Source organism: Streptomyces sp. NPDC055078 (genome assembly GCF_053607985.1).
Window position 1 is genome coordinate 7,602 of sequence record NZ_JBSGUP010000173.1, and the last position, 5,661, is coordinate 13,262.

General features: G+C 71.3%; 3 protein-coding genes. 2 read left to right on the top strand and 1 reads right to left on the bottom strand.

What is annotated here, in order from left to right; genetic code table 11:
- Positions 1–160 precede the first annotated feature (160 nt).
- Entirely contained in the window at positions 161–1,912 is a 1,752-nt protein-coding gene (locus ACWF94_RS16970; RefSeq protein ID WP_453488261.1) for a hypothetical protein, read from the top strand.
- Here ACWF94_RS16970 and ACWF94_RS16975 read toward each other — a convergent pair.
- On the bottom strand, positions 1,832–4,054 hold the full coding sequence (locus tag ACWF94_RS16975) for an NB-ARC domain-containing protein (RefSeq protein WP_453488263.1): 2,223 nt from the start codon (positions 4,052–4,054) through the stop codon (positions 1,832–1,834). The two genes, ACWF94_RS16970 and ACWF94_RS16975, sit on opposite strands and share 81 nt — an antisense overlap.
- Before the next feature lie 286 nt (positions 4,055–4,340).
- Here ACWF94_RS16975 and ACWF94_RS16980 point away from each other — a divergent pair, with 286 nt between their 5' ends.
- On the top strand, positions 4,341–5,567 hold the full coding sequence (locus ACWF94_RS16980) for a helix-turn-helix domain-containing protein (RefSeq protein ID WP_453488265.1): 1,227 nt from the start codon (positions 4,341–4,343) through the stop codon (positions 5,565–5,567).
- Positions 5,568–5,661 lie beyond the last annotated feature (94 nt).

Below are 5,661 nucleotides of genomic sequence, written 5' to 3' on the forward strand. Positions count from 1 at the left end.
GATGTCGTAGTAGCGGTCCGGGGGGCTTCGGGGAAGACGCGCTGTGGACCTCAGTAGGCCCATTCTCGTACCGGTCGGACCGGATGCCCGGCGATGGCGGACCTTTGAAGCCCAGCGAACCCTGGTTGTAGCCGCGCGGACGCTCACGTCCCTCGTCCGCGTGCTGGAGGTGGTCCCCGAGGTAGTGCACGACGACCACCGCGTGGCCGTGGTCTTCGCCTACGACCCTTCTTCGGCGTTCAACAACGGCGTGCTCGACCTCCTGCGGACCCTGGGCTGTCGGACCCTGCCCTGGTCCCAGCTGGCGGAGGTCTCCCCGGACCTCATGCTCACGGCAAGCGAGAACATCGGCACTCCGGCGGGTGACTACCCGGTTCTGGTGCTGCCCCATGGCGTGGGGTTCCAGAAGCTCGTTCCCGATTCGGGCAGTACGGGAACGAGGCTTTCGGGGTTGGTCTCTGACAGCCTGCTGACTGCCGGGCGGGCGTGGCTCGCGGTGTCGCACCCCGATCAGGAGAGGCAGTTGGCGTCCGCGCACCCGGGCACGGTCGGTAGGACGGTGCTGGTGGGCGACCACTGCTTCGACCGGCTCCGGGCCAGCAGCCGATGGCGTGAGCGGTACCGGGCCGCGCTCGGGGTGCGGCCCGGTCAGCGCCTGGTGCTGCTGAGTTCCACATGGGGACGCGAGTCCTTGATCGGGAGTCGCCCGGAGCTGCCGAAGGAACTGCTCGCCCAACTGCCATTGGACGAGTTCCAGGTCGCGATGGTCCTGCACCCGAATGTCTGGTCCGGTCACGGCGTATGGCAGGTGCGGGTCATCCAGCAGGCCGCCGTGGAGGCCGGGCTGATCGCTGTCGATCCGACGGACGGCTGGCAGCAGGCCCTGGTCGCCGCCGATCTCGTGATCGGGGACCACGGCTCGGTGACGCTGTACGGAGCGGCGATCGGCAAGCCCGTCTTGCTGGGAGCGTTCGGCTCCGAGGCCGTGGCGGGGACCGCGGGGTACACGCTCCGCTCGGCGGCGGCATGGCTGGACCCCGGCCGCGACCTGCGCGAACAGTTGGACACCGCCGTTTCGGAGCACCATCGGGAGCACCTCGCGGAGATCGCCGGCCGGGCGTTCGCCGAGCCGGACGCGGCGCTGCCGAGGCTGCGCCGACTGGTGTACGAGCTGCTGGGCCTGACAGTTCCCGGGGGGCCTGCCCGGGGCGTCCGTGCGTTCGCGCTGCCCGGCGCCCGTGGAGCGCGTCGCGTCACCTCGCTGCTGGTCGAGACCGCCGTCGGACGTACCTCCGATGGAAGGCGGTGCGTGGACATCCGTCGTCTCCCTGCCGCCGTGGCCCGGGAAACCGAGGAGGGAACAGACTCCTTCTGGCATCTGGCCTGCGATGTGGACGAGCCGGACACCCGGCTCAGTGAGAGCGCCGCCGTGCTGCTGTGCGGCTCGGCTGTCTTCTCCCGGGACGCCGGGATCGGCCGTCTCGCCCGTGTGCTGGCCGACTTCCCGGGCGCGCGGCTCGCCGCATTGCGCTGGGGGGAGGGATGCCTGGTCGGTCTGCGCGACGGCAAGGTGCTGGAGGTGAGCGCCGACCGGGGGCCGTGTCCGGATCCCGGTTCGGCCGCGGCCGGGGTGTACGCGTACCTGCGGCTCGGCGAAGCGCTGGAAGGCCCGGAGCGCACGGAAGGCACGAAGCGCCCGGAAGGCACGAAGCGCCCGGAAGGCACGAAGCGCCCGGAGGGCACGGAGGGCACGGAGGGCACGGCCATCGTGGTGCGGCACGGAGACCGCGTACAGGAGTTCCGGGTACGGTCGGCCTCCCCCGGGGCCGGATCAGCAGTCGGCCAGACGGGCCCGGACCTCCGCCGCCCGGGGGTTGCCGAGGTCCTCGTAGACGGCGAGGGCACGCCGTAGACGCTCCCTGGCCTCCTCCGGGTCCGCCAGCAGCTCCGCCAGGTCCTCCAGCGTCCGCGCCTCGTAGTGGAAGGCACTGTGCCGGTGGAGTTCGTCGGCCGCCTCGGCCAGGGCGGCTACCGCTGCCTCCCGGTCGCCGAGGCGGGCCCGGACCCGGCCCACGTCGGCCAGGGCCCTCGCCGCCATCCGCCCGTCCTGGAGCGCGAGGAAGGACTCCCGGGCCTCGATGAGGGCGTCCAGCGCGGTGCCGTGGTCGCCCGCCGCGCTCTGCGCACAGCCGAGGAAGTATCCGGCCAGCGCCATGCCCCGGTCCTCGGCGGCCCGGGCGTTCAGGGCCAGTGACGTCCGGTAGGCGGCGATCGCCAGGACCGGGTCGTGCCTGTCCCAGTACCGTCCGAGGAACTCCTGGGCCGAAGCCTGGAGCACCAGATGCTCCGACTCCACGGCGAGCCGTTCGGCGGTCGTCAGCTGGACGTACGCCTCCTCGTCCCGGCCCAGATCGAGCAGGGGCCTCGACAGCAGGCTGCGGAGCCGGGCTTCGGCGGCGGCCTCCGAGTCCCGGGCCGCCGCGTCCGCGCCCAGTTCGAGGGTCTCCCGCCAGTCGGCCAGGTGCCGGTGGTGCAGGAACAGCACGGTGAACACCTCCGCCAGTTGCCACACCTGCCGGTCGAAGCCGAACCGGGCAGCCGCGCGGAGCACCGCGAGAAGGGTGGGGCGTTCGGCCTCCAGCCAGGCGATGGCGTCCCGGGCCGGATCGTCCGCCCCCGCGAAGGGGTCGGCGACGGTGTGCGCGGCGGTGTCGACGGACGTACCGGCGCGGTCGTCCCCAGCACCCGGTGCGTTGGCGCCGAGGACCTCGGAAACGTCGACGATACGCAGCCGATCGGCCCGTACCGCGAGGTCGGCCAGTGTGGCGAGCGCCAGATAGTGCGTGGTGGCCCTGCGGGCGACCTCACGCTCGAAGTCCCGCGGCTCGCAGCGCCGCACCGCGCCGATGGCGTGCAGCCGGACCAGGTCGTGCAGCCGGTAGCGGCCGTCGTCGGTAACGGTGAGCAGACTCGCCTTGTCGAGGACGTCCAGGAGCCGCCGCGCCTCCGCCGTCTCCAGCTCCGCGGCCACGGCGACAGCGGCGGCGTCGAAGCGCGGTCCGGGCAGGCAGCCGAGGACGCGGTAGAGGCCGGCCGCGGGTCCGGGAAGGTCACCGTAGACGAGTTCGAGTGCTGCCGACACGGTGCGCTCCTCGTGGGCGGAGGAAACAGAGATACGGCTCAGGCGGCTCTGCTCGTCGGCGAGTTCGTCCACCAGCACGCGCAGGGTCAGACGGCGATGGGTCAGCAGGCGGGCCGCGGCGATGCGGAGGGCGATGGGCAGACCACCACAGAGTTCGGTCAGCTCCGCGGCGGCTTCCGGCTCGTCATCGATCCGCCGCCGGCCGCAGAGCGCGGCCAGCAGTTCCATGGCGCTGTGGCCGTCGAGGACATCCAGGGGCAGCAGGGCCGCGCCGTCGAGGGCGGCGAGTTCGCCGAGACGCCAGGTGCTGGTGGCGAGGACCGCGCTCCCCGGGCCCTGCGGCACAAGCGCTGTGACCTGGGCGGGGCGGCTCACGTCATCCAGGACCACCAGCATCCGACGGTCGGCGGAGAGCGTCCGGTAGAGGGCGGTGCGGTCGGCCAGACCCGCCGGAAGGTAGGCGGTGTGCACGCCCAGCGCACGCAGGCACATGGCCAGTGCCTCCGAGACGTCCGCTCCCGCGCCGGCCCGCAGCGCGGCGAAGTCGACGAACAGCTGGCCGTCCGGGAAACGCCGCCGATTGCGGTGGGCCCACTGGGATACCGCCGCCGTCTTGCCGATACCGGGGAGGCCGCTGAAGACCCCGATGGGGCAGCCATCGGCGCTCGCCGCGGCCTCGTCCAGTAAGCCGTCCAGCTCCGCCAGACTCCGGACGCGGTTCACGAAACGGTGCGGCGGACGGGGCACCTGGTCCGGCCGCTGTCCGGCGCGCGGGAGCTGGTCGACGGCGTGATAGTTGAAGGTGATACCGCCGTGCACGGTGTCCGCCTGCACCGACGGCCCGTGGACCGTGCCCGACAGGCTGTTGACCTTCCGCGCCCCGGGGCCTTCCATGTTGCCCTCCGCGCTCATGGACCACCGCCTCTTTGGCTCGCCGACCGAGACACACCGTACTCGACAGGGCCCGAAGGCCGAGCCGGGAAAGCTTCGTTCGGCCGAGCGGCACGGAGACCCATGGGTTCTCGTACACCGTGCGCTCGCTCAGAGTCCGCCACTCCGACACGACTGCCGCCTCTCGCCGGGCCCCCATCCCAGCACAAGCGGGCACACGGTTCCGGCGCTCAGAGTTCACCTGCGGACCTGTCCTCCGCTGACCCGGCCGCCGTACGCTGACAAGCGTCGACGTATGGGGGCCAGCATGGGAACCGAGCACATCGGGCAGCGCATCCGGGAGAACCGGAAGGTGCGGCAGTTGACCGTGCGGCAACTCGCCGCGAAGGTATCGATCAGTACGAGCACGCTGGAGAAATACGAGTCAGGTCTTCGCAACCCGCCGCCGGGTGTGATTGCGCAGATCGCCCGGGCCCTGCACATCGGACCCGACCGTCTCACCGGTCAGCCGTACTGGAATGGCGCCGAGACCGCCGAGCAGGTGCAGGCGGTCATTCCGGAACTGCGCAGGATGCTGCTGACCTACGACAACCCGGATGATCTGCTGGTCGCGCCCCGCCCGCTCCCGGTCGTCGCCGCCGAGATGGACCACATTGCGCAGATGCGACAGGACGGCCAGTACGTTCCCATGGGCCCGCTGCTGCCGGGTGTCCTGGCCGAGCTGACCCACATCGCTCTCAGCGCCCGCGGACAGGAACGCGAACAGGCGTACTGGTGGCTCGCCCGCGGCTACCGCGCGACCAACAGTCTCGCTCACAAGTTGGGCTACCACGACCTCAGCCTGACGGCGATCGAGCGGGTCCGCTGGGCGGCAGCACAGTCCGGCGACAACCTGATGAAGGTCACCGCCGCCTATCTGGGTGCCGGCGCGATGATCCGCATGGGCACCTACACCTCGGCGCGCCGGGTCCTTGAGGCTCTGGTCGACGAGATCGAGCGGCTCGCCCCCGAGGCGGCGATGAGCGACGAACAGATCGCGGTGCAGGGCGCGGTCCTGCTCAAATTGGCGATCCTGGAGGCCCGCGACGGACATCCTGGCCGGGCGACCGCTCGGCTGGCCGAGGCACGCGCGGCCGCCGGCCTGCTCCGCACGGACACCACGCATTACGAGATGTCCTTCGGGCCGACGAACGTCCGGATCCACGAGGTGGCCGCGCTCATCGACACCGGGAACACCGAGGAGGCGCTCGCCCGGCTCCGGGAATGGGGCACCGAGCAGGACCGCGACGAATGGGAACTGCCGCCCGGGATCGTCGCCGAGCGCGCGAGCCACCACCACATCGATGTCGCCGCTGCCCGCTTGGCGGAGGGCGACCGGGCGGGGGCACACCGGGATCTGCTGGAGGCCCGCAGGGTTTCGCCGAATCACTCAAGGTTCCACCCCACGCTGCGGAGTACGGCAACGGCGCTGGTGCGACTGGATCGGGGGCAGGACAATTCGATCGCCGGGTTCGCTCGCTGGGCAGGCATGTGACGCTCTGTCAAGAAGAACGGCAAAGAATCATCCACACAAAACGTGAGTAACCGCCCTGCCACGAAACGGCACGATCCCCTCAACTGACCGTCGT

Coding starts and splice junctions, on each gene's coding strand:
- ACWF94_RS16975 (WP_453488263.1), bottom strand. CDS start 4,054: ATGAGCGCGGAGGGCAACATGGAAGGCCCCGGGGCGCGGAAGGTCAAC.
- ACWF94_RS16980 (WP_453488265.1), top strand. CDS start 4,341: ATGGGAACCGAGCACATCGGGCAGCGCATCCGGGAGAACCGGAAGGTG.